Source organism: Methylobacillus arboreus (genome assembly GCF_020532725.1).
GTDB classification, from domain to species: Bacteria; Pseudomonadota; Gammaproteobacteria; order Burkholderiales; family Methylophilaceae; genus Methylobacillus; species Methylobacillus arboreus.
In genome coordinates, this window is record NZ_JAJAVC010000011.1 from 16,590 (window position 1) to 31,359 (window position 14,770).

At 55.1% G+C, this 14,770-nt stretch carries 15 protein-coding genes; 10 read left to right on the top strand and 5 right to left on the bottom strand.

The window, feature by feature from the left end; genetic code table 11:
* Positions 1 to 45: 45 nt before the first annotated feature.
* The 6 genes from LG198_RS11120 to LG198_RS11145 all read left to right on the top strand — a co-directional run bounded on the left by LG198_RS11120 (position 46) and on the right by LG198_RS11145 (position 5,844).
* Entirely contained in the window at positions 46 to 1,659 is a 1,614-nt protein-coding gene (locus LG198_RS11120; RefSeq protein WP_230343254.1) for an OFA family MFS transporter, read from the top strand.
* 17 nt (positions 1,660 to 1,676) lie between these two features.
* Positions 1,677 to 2,267 carry a DNA-3-methyladenine glycosylase I gene (locus tag LG198_RS11125; RefSeq protein WP_230343255.1) on the top strand — a complete coding sequence of 197 codons (591 nt, stop codon included), beginning with the start codon at positions 1,677 to 1,679 and terminating at the stop codon, positions 2,265 to 2,267.
* A 69-nt stretch (positions 2,268 to 2,336) separates the two neighbouring features.
* Positions 2,337 to 2,786, top strand: coding sequence for a 6,7-dimethyl-8-ribityllumazine synthase (gene ribH, locus LG198_RS11130; RefSeq protein ID WP_230343256.1), 450 nt, complete (start codon positions 2,337 to 2,339; stop codon positions 2,784 to 2,786).
* Entirely contained in the window at positions 2,783 to 3,262 is a 480-nt protein-coding gene (nusB, locus tag LG198_RS11135; protein ID WP_230343257.1) for a transcription antitermination factor NusB, read from the top strand. Before ribH ends, nusB begins: the two co-directional genes overlap by 4 nt.
* Positions 3,263 to 3,495: 233 nt before the next feature.
* Positions 3,496 to 4,194, top strand: a complete 699-nt coding sequence (locus LG198_RS11140) for an FHA domain-containing protein (RefSeq protein ID WP_230343258.1) — start codon at positions 3,496 to 3,498, stop codon at positions 4,192 to 4,194.
* A gap of 21 nt (positions 4,195 to 4,215) precedes the next feature.
* Positions 4,216 to 5,844, top strand: a complete 1,629-nt coding sequence (locus LG198_RS11145; RefSeq protein WP_230343259.1) for an HD family phosphohydrolase — start codon at positions 4,216 to 4,218, stop codon at positions 5,842 to 5,844.
* Here the strand turns inward: LG198_RS11145 and LG198_RS11150 are convergent.
* Genes LG198_RS11150 through LG198_RS11170 form a run of 5 tightly spaced genes read right to left on the bottom strand, consistent with a single transcriptional unit; the run spans position 5,841 to position 10,072 of the window.
* A complete protein-coding gene (locus LG198_RS11150) occupies positions 5,841 to 6,584 on the bottom strand; it encodes a UDP-2,3-diacylglucosamine diphosphatase (RefSeq protein ID WP_230343260.1) in 744 nt (247 codons plus the stop codon). The two genes, LG198_RS11145 and LG198_RS11150, sit on opposite strands and share 4 nt — an antisense overlap.
* 15 nt (positions 6,585 to 6,599) lie before the next feature.
* Positions 6,600 to 7,091 carry a peptidylprolyl isomerase gene (locus LG198_RS11155; RefSeq protein WP_230343261.1) on the bottom strand — a complete coding sequence of 164 codons (492 nt, stop codon included), beginning with the start codon at positions 7,089 to 7,091 and terminating at the stop codon, positions 6,600 to 6,602.
* On the bottom strand, positions 7,088 to 7,771 hold the full coding sequence (locus LG198_RS11160) for a peptidylprolyl isomerase (protein WP_230343262.1): 684 nt from the start codon (positions 7,769 to 7,771) through the stop codon (positions 7,088 to 7,090). The genes LG198_RS11155 and LG198_RS11160 overlap by 4 nt, the downstream gene beginning before the upstream one ends.
* A gap of 29 nt (positions 7,772 to 7,800) precedes the next feature.
* Complete coding sequence (locus LG198_RS11165) at positions 7,801 to 9,018, bottom strand: L,D-transpeptidase family protein (protein WP_230343263.1); 1,218 nt, start codon at positions 9,016 to 9,018, stop codon at positions 7,801 to 7,803.
* A 7-nt stretch (positions 9,019 to 9,025) separates the two neighbouring features.
* Positions 9,026 to 10,072 carry a nuclear transport factor 2 family protein gene (locus tag LG198_RS11170; RefSeq protein ID WP_230343264.1) on the bottom strand — a complete coding sequence of 349 codons (1,047 nt, stop codon included), beginning with the start codon at positions 10,070 to 10,072 and terminating at the stop codon, positions 9,026 to 9,028.
* Between the two features lie 138 nt (positions 10,073 to 10,210).
* On the opposite strand from LG198_RS11170, the gene cysS reads away from it, so the two are divergent.
* The 4 genes from cysS (at position 10,211) to LG198_RS11190 (ending at position 14,768) form a co-directional block, all read left to right on the top strand.
* Positions 10,211 to 11,578 carry a cysteine--tRNA ligase gene (gene cysS / locus LG198_RS11175; RefSeq protein ID WP_230343265.1) on the top strand — a complete coding sequence of 456 codons (1,368 nt, stop codon included), beginning with the start codon at positions 10,211 to 10,213 and terminating at the stop codon, positions 11,576 to 11,578.
* Positions 11,579 to 11,743: 165 nt separating this feature from the next.
* Positions 11,744 to 12,028 carry a hypothetical protein gene (locus tag LG198_RS11180; RefSeq protein WP_230343266.1) on the top strand — a complete coding sequence of 95 codons (285 nt, stop codon included), beginning with the start codon at positions 11,744 to 11,746 and terminating at the stop codon, positions 12,026 to 12,028.
* A gap of 260 nt (positions 12,029 to 12,288) precedes the next feature.
* The gene (locus tag LG198_RS11185; RefSeq protein ID WP_230343267.1) at positions 12,289 to 13,593 is read left to right on the top strand and encodes a TolC family protein; all 1,305 of its coding nucleotides are present in this window, start codon (positions 12,289 to 12,291) and stop codon (positions 13,591 to 13,593) included.
* On the top strand, positions 13,593 to 14,768 hold the full coding sequence (locus LG198_RS11190) for an efflux RND transporter periplasmic adaptor subunit (RefSeq protein WP_230343268.1): 1,176 nt from the start codon (positions 13,593 to 13,595) through the stop codon (positions 14,766 to 14,768). The genes LG198_RS11185 and LG198_RS11190 overlap by 1 nt, the downstream gene beginning before the upstream one ends.
* Positions 14,769 to 14,770: the final 2 nt, after the last annotated feature.

Below are 14,770 nucleotides of genomic sequence, written 5' to 3' on the forward strand. Positions count from 1 at the left end.
CATTTCATCAATGTAATGACAAACAAATAAAACTAAGGAGAGGGCATGGCTGGTTTTTTTTCCAAGGCGCGCATCACTGCTGGTCCGGGTTATAACCGTTGGTTGGTGCCTCCCGCTGCACTAGCGGTACATCTTTCAATCGGCATGGCATACGGTTTCAGCGTGTTCTGGCTGCCATTGTCCAAGGCATTGGGGATTTCCGAGCCGCTGGCCTGTGGTGAAGACGTAGGCTTCTGGATGCGTGCCATCACAACAACCTGTGATTGGAAGATCAGTGACCTGGGCTGGATGTATACATTGTTTTTCGTGTTTCTGGGCTCATCGGCTGCAGTGTTCGGGCACTGGCTGGAGCATGCCGGCCCACGCAAGGCTGGCGCTGTGGCAGCCGTGTGCTGGGGAGGCGGGTTGCTGATTTCAGCCATTGGGGTTTATACCCACCAACTCTGGATGATGTGGCTGGGCTCGGGCGTCATTGGCGGGATCGGGCTTGGCTTGGGCTACATCTCCCCGGTTTCCACCCTGATCAAGTGGTTTCCGGACCGACGCGGCATGGCCACCGGCATGGCGATCATGGGGTTTGGCGGCGGCGCCATGATAGGCGCGCCTCTCGCCAATACCCTGATGAATTATTTTGCGACTGAAACCTCGGTAGGCGTGTGGGAAACCTTTGCGACAATGGGCGTGCTCTATTTCATTGCCATGATGATCGGGTCGCTGGGTTACCGTGTGCCGGCGCATGATTGGAAGCCAGAAGGCTGGAAACCGCCTGCGAACAATGGCAAGGCCATGATCACGCCGCACCATGTGCATGTGAACCAGGCACACAAGACGCCGCAGTTCTGGCTGTTGTGGTGGGTGCTTTGCCTCAATGTCAGTGCGGGCATAGGCGTGATCGGCATGGCGTCGCCGATGTTGCAGGAAGTGTTTGGCGGGCTGTTGATCGATGTGCCGCTCAAGCTTGCCGAGTTGAGCGGAGAGCAGAAATTGCAGGTGGCGGCTATCGGGGCCGGTTTTGCCGGATTATTGTCCTTTTTCAATATCCTCGGCCGGATTGGCTGGGCCTCTTGCTCCGATTTTCTCGGCCGCAAACTGACCTACATCATCTTCTTTGCCCTGGGTTTTGTGCTTTACGTGCTATCGCCTTGGGCGGGCAGCATAGGCAGCGTGGCGTTGTTTGCCGGTTTGTTCTGCATCATTTTGACTATGTATGGCGGCGGGTTTTCCACGATTCCTGCCTATCTTGCAGATATTTTCGGTACCCAGCACGTAGGAGCGATCCATGGCCGCCTCCTGACTGCCTGGGCGACCGCAGGGGTGTTGGGGCCGGTGATTGTCAATTATCTGCGCGATTACCAGCTTGATCATGGCGTGCCTGCCGACCATGCCTACAATATGATCATGTATGTGCTGGCCGCATTGTTGCTGGTGGGATTCGTTTGCAACCTGCTGGTGCGTCCGGTTGCGGAAAAGCACTATATGACGGCTGCCGAGCTTGAGGCCGAAAAAAAGGTTTCGCATGAGCAGGCACAAAAGGTAACGCAGGCGGCAGTGCACAAGAGCAGCGCGATATTGGCTGCTGCGGTATGGATTGCAGTGGGCATTCCGATAGCCTACGGCATCTGGAATACTTTGCAGAAAGCCGTTATCTTGTTTCATTGAGATTGATTGGAGCAAGTGTGGGCGATCGTTGTCGTTGTGGCTGGGCCAAAGGCCCGCTGGATGTGGTCTATCATGACACTGAGTGGGGCGTGCCTGTGCATGACGACAGGCTGCTGTTCGAGTTCCTGGTGCTGGAGGGCGCGCAGGCAGGCTTGAGTTGGAGCACGGTTTTAAAGAAACGCGAGCATTACCGCAAGGTGTTTGACCAGTTCGAGATTGCCAGGGTCGCTGCCTATGATGCGGACAAGGTGGCAGCATTGCTGGCAGACCCTGGCATCATACGCAACCGGCTCAAGGTGGCTGCTGCCATCGGTAATGCGCGAGCAGCGCTTGGGGTGCAGGCGAAATACGGCAGCCTGGATGCATTTCTCTGGCAGTTCGTGCAAGGAAAGCCGCAGGTCAACCACAGGCTTGGCATGGCTGAGATACCAGCCAGTACCGAGGTTTCAGACCGCATGTCCAAGGTTTTGCAGCAACATGGATTCAAGTTTGTCGGCTCCACCATCTGCTACGCTTTTATGCAGGCCATCGGCATGGTCAACGATCATACCGTGGATTGCTTCCGCTATGCTGAACTGCTGTTCAGCCCGCCTAACGTGCTAAAATAACAGGATTCACCAGCCGTTGGCTGAACCCAATCAATAGCGCAGCCCGTTGCGCCTAGTTCGGACGAAATCATGAAGAAAATCGCAGTAGATTTGAATGGCAAGGATTTGCGCATTGGTATTGTGCTGTCCCGTTTCAACAGCAATATCGGTGACGCCCTGCTCAAGGCCTGTGTGGACCAGTTGCACAAGCTTGGCGTGGCAGATGACGACATTACGCTGGCGACTGTGCCCGGTGCTTTGGAAACGCCTGCTATCCTGTTGCAAATGGCGGATAGCGAGCAGTTTGACGGCCTGATTGCACTGGGCGCGATCATCCGTGGCGAAACCTATCATTTTGAAGTGGTTTCCAATGAGTCTGCACGCGGCATTTCTGATGTGCAGTTGAGCACCGGTATTCCGGTTGCGAATGCCATCCTTACCACTGAAAACGACGAGCAGGCTGAAGCCCGCACCGCAGTCAAGGGCGCTGAGGCGGCGGATGTGGTCGTTGAGATGATCAACCTGCTGAAGCAGCTATGAGCGATACCGACAAAAAACCTGTAGAGACGAAGAAACCGGCCAAAGCGGCCCGCAGCCGCCGTAAGTCGCGCGAGCTGGTACTCAAGGGTATTTACCTGGGCCTTCTGAACCAGAAAGAGGTGCGCGTCATCATACGCGAACTTGCCGATGACCCGGATTTCGACCGCGCAGATGAGGAATATTTCCGCCAGTTGCTCGAAGGCGTGGCCTCGCATATGGATGAGCTGGATGCGCGGCTTGTGGGCGCGCTGGACCGCCAGGTCTCCGAGCTGAGTCCTATCGAGCACGCTATCCTGTGCATTGCGACTTATGAGCTGGTGCACGATGTCACCATTCCCTATCGCGTTGCCATCAATGAAGGCGTGGAGCTGGCTAAGATTTATGGCGGTACCGATGGGCATAAGTATGTCAATGGCGTGCTGGACAAGATTGCAGCCGAGGCCAGGCCTGAAGAGTTCCAGCGCGGCAGGAAATGATCCTTCATGTGTATTCAGTGATAGCCAGCCTGTGCGCTGGCTATTTTTTTGCCTGGTGTGCAGATTGGATAAAGGCATGAAAAATACATTGTTGTGACGGGCGGGCTTGTAATCTCGTGCAGGCTTTGTAAAGATTGGGCTTAACAATAACCATAACAAGTTAAAGCAGGCATGCCGGCTTCGGGGAAAACAGAAGGCAAGGAGCGGCAGCCTGGCGATAAGGGAGTTGTATCATGGCAAAACTGGTGCTTACGCTGGAAGGAGACTTCCTGGCTGAGTTCCCATTGGGTCAACAGCGTTTGACCATTGGCCGGCGGTCAAACTGTGATATCAGGCTGGAGAACCTGGCGGTCAGCGGCGAACATGCTGCCGTGGTGGCAGTGGATGATGCGTTTTATATCGAGGATAACCAGAGTACCAATGGCACCATGGTGAATGGTCAGGCGATTACACGGCATCAATTGCAGGATGGTGACATGATAGGCCTGGGCCGCCACCAGATTGAATATCGCGAGGAAGATATTGCGGCTGATCGCGGTTTTGAAAAGACAGTCCTGGTCATGCCGCTGATCAACGACATGATGGCCAGGGCTGCTGGCAGCCGTGTTGCGGATGCAGCCGGTAACAGTCAGCCTGATGTTGCGGCGAATTCGCCGGTGCCGGTCGCTGGCGGCCTGGCGAAGGTCAAGGTATTAAGCGGCACCAGCAATGGACGCGAACTGGTGCTGACGAAAACGCTGACAACACTTGGCAGGAGTGGTGTGCAGGTCGCCGTGATTACCAGGCGTCCGCATGGCTATTTTCTTGCCCATGTCGAAGGCGAGGGGCGGCCAGTGTTGAATGGCCATGCCGTGGGCCTTCAGGCCCAGGTGCTGGCAAATGGAGATGTTATCGAGCTTGCTGGAGTGAAGATGTTATTTTCTTTGGAGTAAGATGGTCATACCGGAGGAGTGATGACACCACGTCGTGCATTGACCAAGCAGCTGGAAGACCTGAATGCGATCGGCATCGCCCTGTCTGCCGAGCATGATAGCCAGCGCCTGCTGGAAATGATCGTGATGAGCGCTAAGAGCCTCACCAATGCTGACGCTGGCACTTTGTACACCGTCACCCAGGAACAGACATTGCAGTTCGAGATCATGCGTACCAGTTCGCTCGGTATTAAAATGGGTGGTACCACTGGCGTGCCGATTCCTTTTCCAGCATTGCCCTTGTACCTTGAAGGCGGGCAGCCCAACTATCATATGGTTGCGGCCTATGCTGCCCTGAATGATTGTACGGTCAATATTGACGATGCATACCAGGCCGAGGGGTTTGATTTTTCAGGCACCCGCCAGTTTGATGCGACTACCGGCTACCGCTCCCGTTCATTCCTGACCGTGCCCATGAAGAATCATGAGGGCCAGATCATTGGCGTGTTGCAATTGATCAATGCCAAGGATGAAGCCACGGGGGAGATCGTGTCTTTTTCCGACTCCAGCCAGCGGCTGGTGGAGTCGCTGGCATCACAGGCCGCAGTCGCGCTGACCAATCACCAGTTGATTGCAGGCCTGAGGAATTTGTTCGAGGCATTCATTCGCCTGATCGCGGGGGCGATTGACGCCAAATCCCCTTATACCGGTGGGCATTGCCGGCGGGTGCCGGAGCTTGCGATGATGCTGGCATCTGCGGTTAATCGTGCTGAGTCCGGGGCGCTCAAGGATTTCCATATGGGCGGCGGGGAGCTGGATGAGCTGCGCATTGCGGCCTGGTTGCATGATTGCGGCAAGATCACCACGCCAGAAGCCCTGATGGACAAGCCAACCAAGCTTTCAACCATTTTCGACCGCATTGCCTTGCTCGAACAGCGGTTTGCGCTATTGAAGAAACAGCGGCAATGCCGCTTGCTGCAGCAGCAACTCGATTGTGTGCGGAATGGCCGCGAAGCAGATGTTGGCAGGCTTGAGCAGGAATATACGGATTGGAGCAAACAGCTTGATGATGATCTCGAGTTTTTGCGCAGGGTTAACATAGGCAGCGAGGGAATGCTGCCCGAGGACCAGGCGCGCGTACTCCAGGTGGCCCAATATCCGCTGGAGGATGCGCAGGGGAATACAATCAATTTCCTGACAGAAGACGAGGTCTACAATTTAACCATCAGCTCCGGCACCTTGACCCCGGAGGAGCGGCAGGTGGTCAATCAGCATATTGTCGTGACGATAAACATGCTGGAGTCATTGCCCTATCCCCCAGGGCTGCAACACGTTCCCGAGTATGCCGGCGGCCATCACGAGCGGATGGACGGGCAGGGATACCCGCGCGGCCTGAAAGGGGAGGAGCTTTCAATTCCCGCGCGTTTGATGTGTATTGCGGATATTTTTGAAGCCCTGACTTCGGATGACCGCCCGTACAAAAAAGCCAAGACTTTGTCAGAGGCGCTGCATATCCTCGGGGAAATGAAGCTGGATCATCATATCGACCCGGATTTGTTCGATATTTTCATCAGGGAAAAGGTGTATCTGGAGTACGCCAGGCAGTACCTGCGGCCTAACCAGATTGATGAAGTGGATGAGTCGGCAATACCGGGCTATAAGCCGGGCTAAAGAGGCTGGTGGCGGAAGCCAGCCTCATCTGCAAACAGGCAACTCCCCTGTTCATACCAGTCGCCCAATACCCAGCGTTTGACCTTGTGACCATCAACCTCCAGCTCATGCAATGCAGGGCGATGGGTGTGGCCATGGATCAGCAGGTCTGGATATTCATAGCGGCGTAATAGTTCGTCAACGGCCACTGCATTGACATCCATGATGCTTTCCTGCTTGCCGGATTTCTCTTGTTCGCTACGTTGGCGCAGCGCCTCGATTTGTGCCTTGCGAACACTGAGCGGTTGTTGCAAGAAGGTTTGCTGCCAGGCGGGGCTACGCACCTGCTGGCGGAAGTCCTGGTAAGCGACATCGTCGGTGCACAATGCATCGCCATGGCTCAGCAGCACACGTTTGCCATAAAGGGTGAGCAAGGTTGGGTCAGGCAAAATTGTGAGGCCGGCAGTTTGAGCGAAGGCTTCACCAATCAGAAAATCGCGGTTGCCGTGCATGAAATAAATGCGTGTGCCCTGGTTCGATAGCTCACGCAAGGCCTGGATGATGGGCTGGTGTTGGGCCAGGTCGTCGTCGCCGGCCCAGTACTCGAAAAAATCGCCCAGAATATAAAGCGCCTCGGCCTGAGCGGCCTGCTGGCGCAGGAACTCAAGAAACTGGGTGGTGATGGCAGGCCTGGAGCCGCATAGGTGCAGGTCAGAAATAAACAGGCTATGCGCCGTTTGCTTCTGGCCTGCTGGCTCCATGCTTGAGGATACTACTTAAACGATTTCAGCGCGTTCAATGACCACAGGCTCGAGGGGCACGTCCTGGTGACCATTCTTGCTGCCGGTTTTGACCTTTTTGATCTGGTCGATGACTTCCGTACCTGCAGTTACCTTGCCGAATACGGCATAGCCCCAGCCTTGCGAAGTAGGCGCAGTGAAATTGAGGAAGTCGTTGTCAGCCACATTGATGAAAAACTGGCTGCTGGCAGAGTCCGGCGCAGGCGTGCGGGCCATGGCAATGGTGTAAGTCTTGTTCTGCAGGCCATTGTTGGCTTCGTTCTTGATGGCAGGGTTGGTTGGCTTTTGCTGCATGTCGGGCGTGAAGCCGCCACCCTGGATCATGAAGCCATCAATCACGCGGTGAAAGACAGTGTTGTCGTAAAAGCCGTCTTTGACGTATTGCACGAAGTTGGCCGTAGTAATCGGGGCCTTTTCTTCGTCGAGTTCCAATGTGATTTCACCGAAGTTGGTATGCAGTTTAATCAAGGTTTCTTTCCTTTGCTTTTGGTTGGAGCTTCTGTCTGCGCCAGGGTCTTGAGTTTCTTGTAGTCCAGGCGTTCAGCAATATTGATTGGCTGGTCAAGCAATGCCACGCGTTCGATGACGACGGGTTCCACAGGCACGTTGAGATGGGCGCCGACTACCCTGGTTGGGCTCTTGCCAATTTTTTCGACAATATCGATGCCTTTGATCACCTTGCCGAATACGGCATAGCCGATATAGGCTGCTTCAGGCTTGTGGAAGTTGAGGAATTTATTGTCAGACAGGTTGATGAAGAACTGCGATGTCGCAGAGTGCGGCGCAAACGCGCGCGCCATGGCAATGGAGCCATATTCGTTCTTGAGGCCGTTGTTGGATTCGTTTTCAATTGGCGAGAAGGTGGACTTTTCCTTCATGTCAGCAGTGAGCCCGCCACCTTGCACCATGAAACGGTCCACGGTGCGGTGGAAGGTGGTGCCCGTGTAGAAGTCGCTGGTGACGTACTGGATGAAGTTGGCTACCGTCTTGGGCGCCTTGTCCGGATAGAGCTCAATGATGAAGCTGCCGTGATTGGTGTATACTTCCAGTTGCTGCGGTGCGTTGTCGGCTGCCAGGACAGGCAGGCTGACGAACAGCATGGAAAGGTATAAGAACGGGACTAATAAAGCACGTGTTGTTGCGCGCATCAGAATATCCTCCAATATCAAAGTCTGCATTATGCGGGACCCTCATACATAATTTTCCAGCGCTGATTGTCCCATATCCAGTACTGCTGCTTTTTCATGCGGTTTGCCAGTATGTCACTTTTGTAATCCTGATCAAAACTGACCTGAACCATGGATGCTGGGCCATTAGGATAACGGAACATACTGATATTGGATAGGCCGATCTGCACTTTTGCCTTAGAAGCCTGGATGCGGCGCTTGTTCTCACTCCAGTTTTTTAGGTCACCCTGGTTGCTGAAAAAGCCTTCGGCATAGTGGGCAAGATAGTGTTCGGTATTCTGGGTTTCCCAGTCGTGGCGCCATTGCTCGATGGCCTGGTCGAGGGCTGCCTGACGGCGATTGACTTCGGCAGGCGTGATCCATTGCAACGAGTTGCTGATAATCACCGGTGTCGTGCCTTGTTGCAGCACAGGGGTCAGTGTCTGCAGGTCTGGGTTGGCGATCACGACACAGCCGTCGCTGGCCTTGGGCGGACGGCTGTAAACATCCTTGGGCGTGCCGTGCAGCCAAATGCCGTGGCCTTTTCTGCCTTGCTGCCTGTCCAATGGGTTGGGATAGTTGAGAGGGTAGGAAGCCTCGCCGTAAAAGTCGGGTAGCTTGCGTTCCAGCTTCTTGCCTGCGGTATAGACGCCAAGTGGCGTGCGTTTGTCGCCTTCAGTGAATTTTTCGCTGCCGTTCTTGCCCATGGTGATGTAGTAGTCCACCAGATAGTGTGGCTGGTTGTCACGGTTCTGGTAAACGTACAGCCTGGATTTTGCGGCATCGACGACGATGGCATAGCGCTGTTCGGGCGCCATGCGCCAAAGCACATCAGGAATCTTGCCTTCATGCGGGTTGTCCAGATGCCGTTCTATGCGCGCCTTGGCTTCTTCCTGGAAGTCGGACAGTACTGCTGCATTGCTATCGTCCCCAAGTTTTGTAGCCTGTTGCGCAAACACCATCAGCAGGTCACCACGCACCAGGTGGGCGAGGCGGAAGTTGGGCACGGCTTGCAGCAATTGGTCTATGGTGCCTAGCGCCTCGCGCAGGCGGCCTTCATTAATTTCGAGCAGGCTTTGCACCAGCAGGCGTTCTGCCTGGTTGGCGCTGAAAGCAGGCAGGCTGCCGCCTGGAATGGCGCTGGTTTTGTCTGCGGTAGCATTCCACGGCAACAGGCTGCAACCTAGCAGCAGCACGCCTGATAATAGTTTGATAAAGCCTTTTGTCATGATGAGGTCAAAGATTGGCCAGTTCCTGCTGTATCAGCCAGCGCCCTTGCTGTCGAACCAGCACTAATTGTTTGCCAGTGCGCTGCGATAAATGATCCGCATGGTAAAACTGCTGGAAATGCGCCCGTGCGGTATGCTCATTTTCCATATTGACGCGCAGGTTGAGCAGTTTCACTTCAATTCTGGCAGGTTTGCTGACGCGCGCCTTGCGCGTGGCTTCCCAGCTTGATCTGGCTTCACCATTGGGAGTCTGGAAATCCTTGGCGTAACTGGCGAGATATTGCTCTACATTCTGGCTGGACCATGCCTTTGCCCAGGCTTCTACGGCATCGCGAACCGCTTGCGCGTGATCCGGTTTTTTCTGCTCGACAGTTGGCACCGGCGCTACTGCGGTGACTGCAGGTTCAGCAGGTTTGGCGATGGGTGCTTCAGTGGCGGGCTTGCTGTTTTCTGCCGGTTTGGCGGGTAATGGTTTGTTGTCAACAACCTTTGCTGGAGTGGCGGCTACCGTTTCCTTGGGCGCGAGGTTGGTCGAAGCCTCGCCTGGGGGTGGCAATAAATCCTTGATCAGTGCCAGTTTGCTTTTGGCGCGGCTATTGTTTGTATCCAGTTGCAGGGCGCGGCTATATGATTCCGATGCCATGCGGGCATAGATATCCCCCAGGTTTTCGTGGGCTGTCGCGTAACTGGGGTGGGTGCGGATGGCCGCTTCCAGCGCGGCCTTTGCCTTGTCGTAATTGCCCTGATAGGCGTAGAGCACTGCGAGATTGTTGTAGGGGGCGGGTAGCTGGGGATATTTTTCTGTCAGTTCGCTGAATACCTTGATGGCTTCGTCCTGCTTTTCGCTTTCTGCGAGTAGTACGCCCTTGAGGAACAGTGCCTTGGCATCCTTGGGCTGCTTGCCGAGGTAACTGTTGAGGCGTTGCAGCGCCTGCGCCGTCTTCCCTTGTTCCGCAAGCTGGTTGATTTCATCAAGCTCGCTCGCCCAGCCGTTGAGAGAGAGCAGCAAGATGGCAGCCAGCAGGCTATGGCCCAGCGCGCGTGATACAGGCATATGGTATACTTCCCGGCTATTATTGTGGCCCAATTCTATCAATAAGCGTATATAAGCACTACTAGTAGCGCAACAGGCATTATCCGACGATAACGCGATTGCATTACGAACTTCCAAACCCTACCTCGCAATTAGACTATGCTGAAAATCTACAATACCCTTGCGCGCGCGAAGCAGACTTTTTCACCAATAGTGGCAGGCAAGGTCAGCATGTATGTCTGTGGCATGACGGTTTACGACTACTGCCACCTGGGCCATGCCCGCGTCATGGTGGTATTCGACATGGTCAACCGCTGGTTGCGCAGTTCCGGATACCAGGTGACATACGTGCGCAATATTACGGATATTGACGACAAGATCATTGCGCGTGCGAATGAAAATGGCGAAACCATTACGGCATTGACCGGCCGCTTTATTGATGCGATGAATGAAGATGCTGCGCGGCTTGGGGTGTGGCGCCCGGATATCGAGCCGCGCGCAACCGACTATATCCATGAAATGATCGTCATGATCAGTGCATTGATTGAAAAGCAGCATGCCTATGCTGCCGATAATGGCGATGTCTATTATGCCGTGGCCAGTTTTGCCAATTACGGCAAGCTCTCAGGCAAGTCTCTTGATGACTTGCGGGCAGGCGAGCGTGTTGAGGTGGATGTTCACAAGCGTGACCCCATGGATTTTGTCTTGTGGAAAGCCGCCAAGCCTGGTGAGCCAAGCTGGGATTCCCCATGGGGAGCAGGCCGTCCGGGATGGCATATTGAATGCTCCGCCATGGGCGAGCGCCACCTGGGGAATCATTTTGACATTCACGGTGGCGGTCAGGATTTGCAGTTTCCCCATCATGAGAACGAGATTGCACAAAGCGAGGGCGCCCATGACTGCACCTTCGTCAATTACTGGATGCATAACGGGTTTATCCGTGTTGACGATGAAAAGATGTCCAAGTCGCTCGGCAATTTCTTCACCATTCGCGAAGTGCTGGAGAAATACGATGCGGAAGTGGTGCGCTTTTTCATTCTTCGCGCGCATTACCGCAGCCCGCTCAATTATTCCGACCACCACCTGAATGATGCCAAGCAGGCATTGACCAGGCTTTATACCGCCTTGCGCGGCGTGGATGTCTCCCAGGTCGAGATCGACTGGCAGCAGCCATATGCTGCCCGCTTCAAGCAGGCACTGGACGATGATTTCAATACGCCGGAGGCTTTTGCCGTGCTGTTTGAACTGGCGAGTGAGGCAAACCGCAGTGACTCACTGGAGCAGGCGGGCCTGCTCAAAGCCCTTGCTTGTCAACTTGGCCTGCTGCAGCGCGACCCTGACGAGTTTCTCAAGGGCGGCGATGAAGCCGGTGCGCTTGCTGATGAAATCGAACGACTTATTGAAGCGAGGCTGGCCGCCCGCAGGAGCAAGAATTTTGCCGAGGCTGACCGTATCCGTGAGGCATTGGCGGGCCAGGGCGTCATTCTCGAGGATACTGCGCAAGGCACCAGCTGGCGCCGCAGTTAGAGCGACTGACAAAACTCCCCTGGCGTTGTTGCCCTGCCTTGCTGTACTGCCTGTGGCAGAGCGCCTAGCCAAGAGCGCGTCGCTGAGTTCTGTTAGCCGCTCTTATGTGTGGGCCATGCCGTAAACTGGTTCTCAGCTGTAGAATTTGTGGCTATAATGAATTCCATGTCTTTTGCCAAGCGCTTATTTGCGTTACTTAGCGTCATTGTTTGCATGTGTTTGTTTGCGCAACAAGCCGAGCAGTCGTATGCAATGGATTATGATGATCCAACGTTTACCCATGTGCAGCATATAGAGATGGATAATGACCGTGAGGTCAGCGAGCCTATTCTGGTTATGCACATGCCATTAGTACGTCCTTCCTTTGTTTTTGATCTCAAGCTCGCCATTCTGGCCGAGACTTATCTCCAACCTGATCTCTTCCTGATTACCCGTCCTCCCATTGCCTGATTGCGCCCGGAGTCCGTCATGGTGCAGCGTTGCTTTATGCGCCCATCGCGGATGTGTATGAATTCCGGTCGCGGAAAAACCTGATGAGTGGCCTGGCCCAGGGTTTGCTAAGGATATTCCTGGAGTACGCATCGCAGTAGTGGTGCCAGCAGATATCTACCCGCTGGGCGAGCCAATACGCTCCGCATACGCTTGCCATAGCTGATGGCGTTAATGCGGTTATGGTCGGGGCAAGTTTTATCAATCAGTTCAAGAGTGAAATGAAAACAAACATAGATTCAGACATGCGCTGGCATAGTGCATTGCTGGTGCAACAAGCTGGCTTGCGTACTTTTATCGTGCGTGTGCTGCCTGTGGTGCTGGCATGCTGGTATGCCACGCCAGTACTGGCTGCATATACGCTGCCAGACATGATAGATACGGCCATGCAGTATCACCCTGCACTTGGTATTGCGGCGGCACAGCGAGATGCTGCCGAAGCGGCGGTGACCACTGCCGGCACATATAGCAATCCCCAGGTAGAGGCTTTGATGGGCCCTAGCCGGTACCGCACTCCGGGTGGCTTGGGAGACGACCGCAACTGGAACGTGGGCTTGTCGCAATCGCTGGATTACCCCTGGGTGCGTAATGCCAGAATTGAGGCGGCGGAGGCAGGCACCAAGGTTGCCGATGCCGGGGCGGAACTGATCCGGATTGAATTGCGGGCACGCGTGAAGAATGCCTTCTACGATGTATTGCAGCGTCAGGCGGTGCTAAGGCTGGTAGAAGGAGACCGTAACCTTCTGCAGCAGATCCGCGAGCGCGTCAAGCTGCGTGTGGATGTCGGTGAGTCACCGAAATATGAACTGATCAAGGCTGATACGGAAGCGCTGGCTGCCGAGCGTGATTACCAGACTGCACAGGTGCGGGTGACGGAAGGCAAGGCCTACCTGCGCGGCCTGTTGGGTTCCAGTATTCCGGTGGATTATGAGGTGGAAGGCGAGTTGCCCATGGCATATGGCCTGCCATTGCTGGACAAGCTGCGTGAGCAGGTCGTGCAAAGCCCACAACTATCCCAGGTGCGGGCGGATACCGAGACGGCCGAGGCCAAACTCAGGCTGGAGGAGCGTTTGCGCAATCCGGGCCTGACACTGAAAGCCAGTGTTGAGCAGGATCCGGATCTCAGGCAAATGCGGTTCGGCGTGGCCATCCCCTTGCCGTTGTGGGATCGGCGCCAAGGGCCGATTGCCGCTGCAAGTGCAGAGGTTCGCCAGCGCCAGGCGATACTGCACGACAAGGAGCTTGGCTTGCGTCGGGATATGGAGGCGGCCTATCAGCGCCACATGATTGCGCAACAGCAACTGTCCGCATTCGAAAACGGCTTGCTGAGCCAGGCCGAATCTGTGCTCAAGGTGGCAGAGGCCGCCTATCGTTATGGCGAACGCGGCATCCTTGAATACATGGATGCGCAGCGTACTTTCCGTGCGGTGCGTAAGGACTACCTTGCCGCAAAATTCGATTATGTCAGCAGCATGCTGGAGATAGAGCGGCTGCTTGGTACTGAACTTCTGGAGGTTAAGCCGTAATGTTTGCGAATTCCCTGATGAAAAAAGATTATTCCGTGTTGGTGCCAAGCTGCCTGCTGGTGCTGACATTGTTGCTTTCCGCCTGCAAGCCAGGCGCGGATGCACAAAGTGAGGCAGAAGGCGAGCCTCAGGACCCGAACATAGTCGAACTATCCGAGTTGCTGCAAAGCCAGGCAAAGCTGGCTCCAGCTAGCAAGGCTGAAATTCGTGAAGTCCTGCGTGTGCCTGGCAGCATTCAGGTGGATGACCAGCGTGTGGCGCGTATCGGAGCTTCCGTGACTGGCCGCATTACCGACATCAATGCGGTGCTGGGACAGGATGTCAAGCAGGGCGAAGTGCTTGCCATCCTGAACAGTACCGAGCTTGCCCAGAATCAGTTGCTTTATATCAAGGCATCCCAACAGATTGAGTTGCAGACCAAGGCAGTGGAGCGTGCGCGCCAGTTGCTTGAGGCGGATGTGATCGGGGCTGCCGAGCTGCAGCGCCGCGAGGCAGAATTGAGCGCGGCCCAGGCTGACCTTTATACTGCCAAGGAGCAGCTCCATGTCCTAGGCATGTCGGACAAGTCGATTGCCCAGCTGGCCAGTTCCGGCCAGATGCGTTCCTACAGCAATGTGGATGCACGTCTCGCAGGGACCATCATCAGCCGCAAGGTCAACCTTGGGCAGGTAGTGCAGCCAGCCGAGGAGCTGTTCATCGTGGCTGACCTCTCACGCGTATGGGCCGTTGCCGAAGTGCCCGAGCAACAGGCGGAACTGGTGCAGGAAGGCGAGGATGTGGATATCGAGGTGCCGGCGCTGAGCAACCGCAAGTTCACGGGGAAATTGATTTTTGTCGGTGATGTGGTGAACCCGTTGACCCGTACCGTGACCGTGCGCACCGACCTGGAGAACAGCGACGAGGCACTTAAGCCGGATATGCTGGTTTCCATGCTGGTGCAATCCAAGGCAAATGCGCAACTGGCTGTGCCGCGCCGCGCCGTGGTGCGCGAGAACAACAAGGACCATGTGTTTGTCGAGATTGCGCCGAACAAATTCCGCTTGCGCGAAGTGGAGCTTGGCACTGAATACAACGAAATGGTGGCTGTGCTTTCCGGTTTGGAAGAAGGCGAGACCATCATTATTGAAGGTGCTTTCCACGTCAATAATGAGCGTAAGCGCAAGGAACTGGAATAGCC

What these genes read in the sequence shown, in the direction of transcription:
- LG198_RS11145 (WP_230343259.1), top strand. Translation starts at nt 4,216, where the DNA reads ATGACACCACGTCGTGCATTGACCAAGCAGCTGGAAGACCTGAATGCG.
- LG198_RS11160 (WP_230343262.1), bottom strand. Translation starts at nt 7,771, where the DNA reads ATGCGCGCAACAACACGTGCTTTATTAGTCCCGTTCTTATACCTTTCC.
- LG198_RS11165 (WP_230343263.1), bottom strand. Translation starts at nt 9,018, where the DNA reads ATGACAAAAGGCTTTATCAAACTATTATCAGGCGTGCTGCTGCTAGGT.
- LG198_RS11140 (WP_230343258.1), top strand. Translation starts at nt 3,496, where the DNA reads ATGGCAAAACTGGTGCTTACGCTGGAAGGAGACTTCCTGGCTGAGTTC.
- LG198_RS11190 (WP_230343268.1), top strand. Translation starts at nt 13,593, where the DNA reads ATGTTTGCGAATTCCCTGATGAAAAAAGATTATTCCGTGTTGGTGCCA.
- LG198_RS11185 (WP_230343267.1), top strand. Translation starts at nt 12,289, where the DNA reads ATGAAAACAAACATAGATTCAGACATGCGCTGGCATAGTGCATTGCTG.
- LG198_RS11170 (WP_230343264.1), bottom strand. Translation starts at nt 10,072, where the DNA reads ATGCCTGTATCACGCGCGCTGGGCCATAGCCTGCTGGCTGCCATCTTG.
- cysS (WP_230343265.1), top strand. Translation starts at nt 10,211, where the DNA reads ATGCTGAAAATCTACAATACCCTTGCGCGCGCGAAGCAGACTTTTTCA.
- ribH (WP_230343256.1), top strand. Translation starts at nt 2,337, where the DNA reads ATGAAGAAAATCGCAGTAGATTTGAATGGCAAGGATTTGCGCATTGGT.
- nusB (WP_230343257.1), top strand. Translation starts at nt 2,783, where the DNA reads ATGAGCGATACCGACAAAAAACCTGTAGAGACGAAGAAACCGGCCAAA.
- LG198_RS11120 (WP_230343254.1), top strand. Translation starts at nt 46, where the DNA reads ATGGCTGGTTTTTTTTCCAAGGCGCGCATCACTGCTGGTCCGGGTTAT.
- LG198_RS11150 (WP_230343260.1), bottom strand. Translation starts at nt 6,584, where the DNA reads ATGGAGCCAGCAGGCCAGAAGCAAACGGCGCATAGCCTGTTTATTTCT.
- LG198_RS11180 (WP_230343266.1), top strand. Translation starts at nt 11,744, where the DNA reads ATGTCTTTTGCCAAGCGCTTATTTGCGTTACTTAGCGTCATTGTTTGC.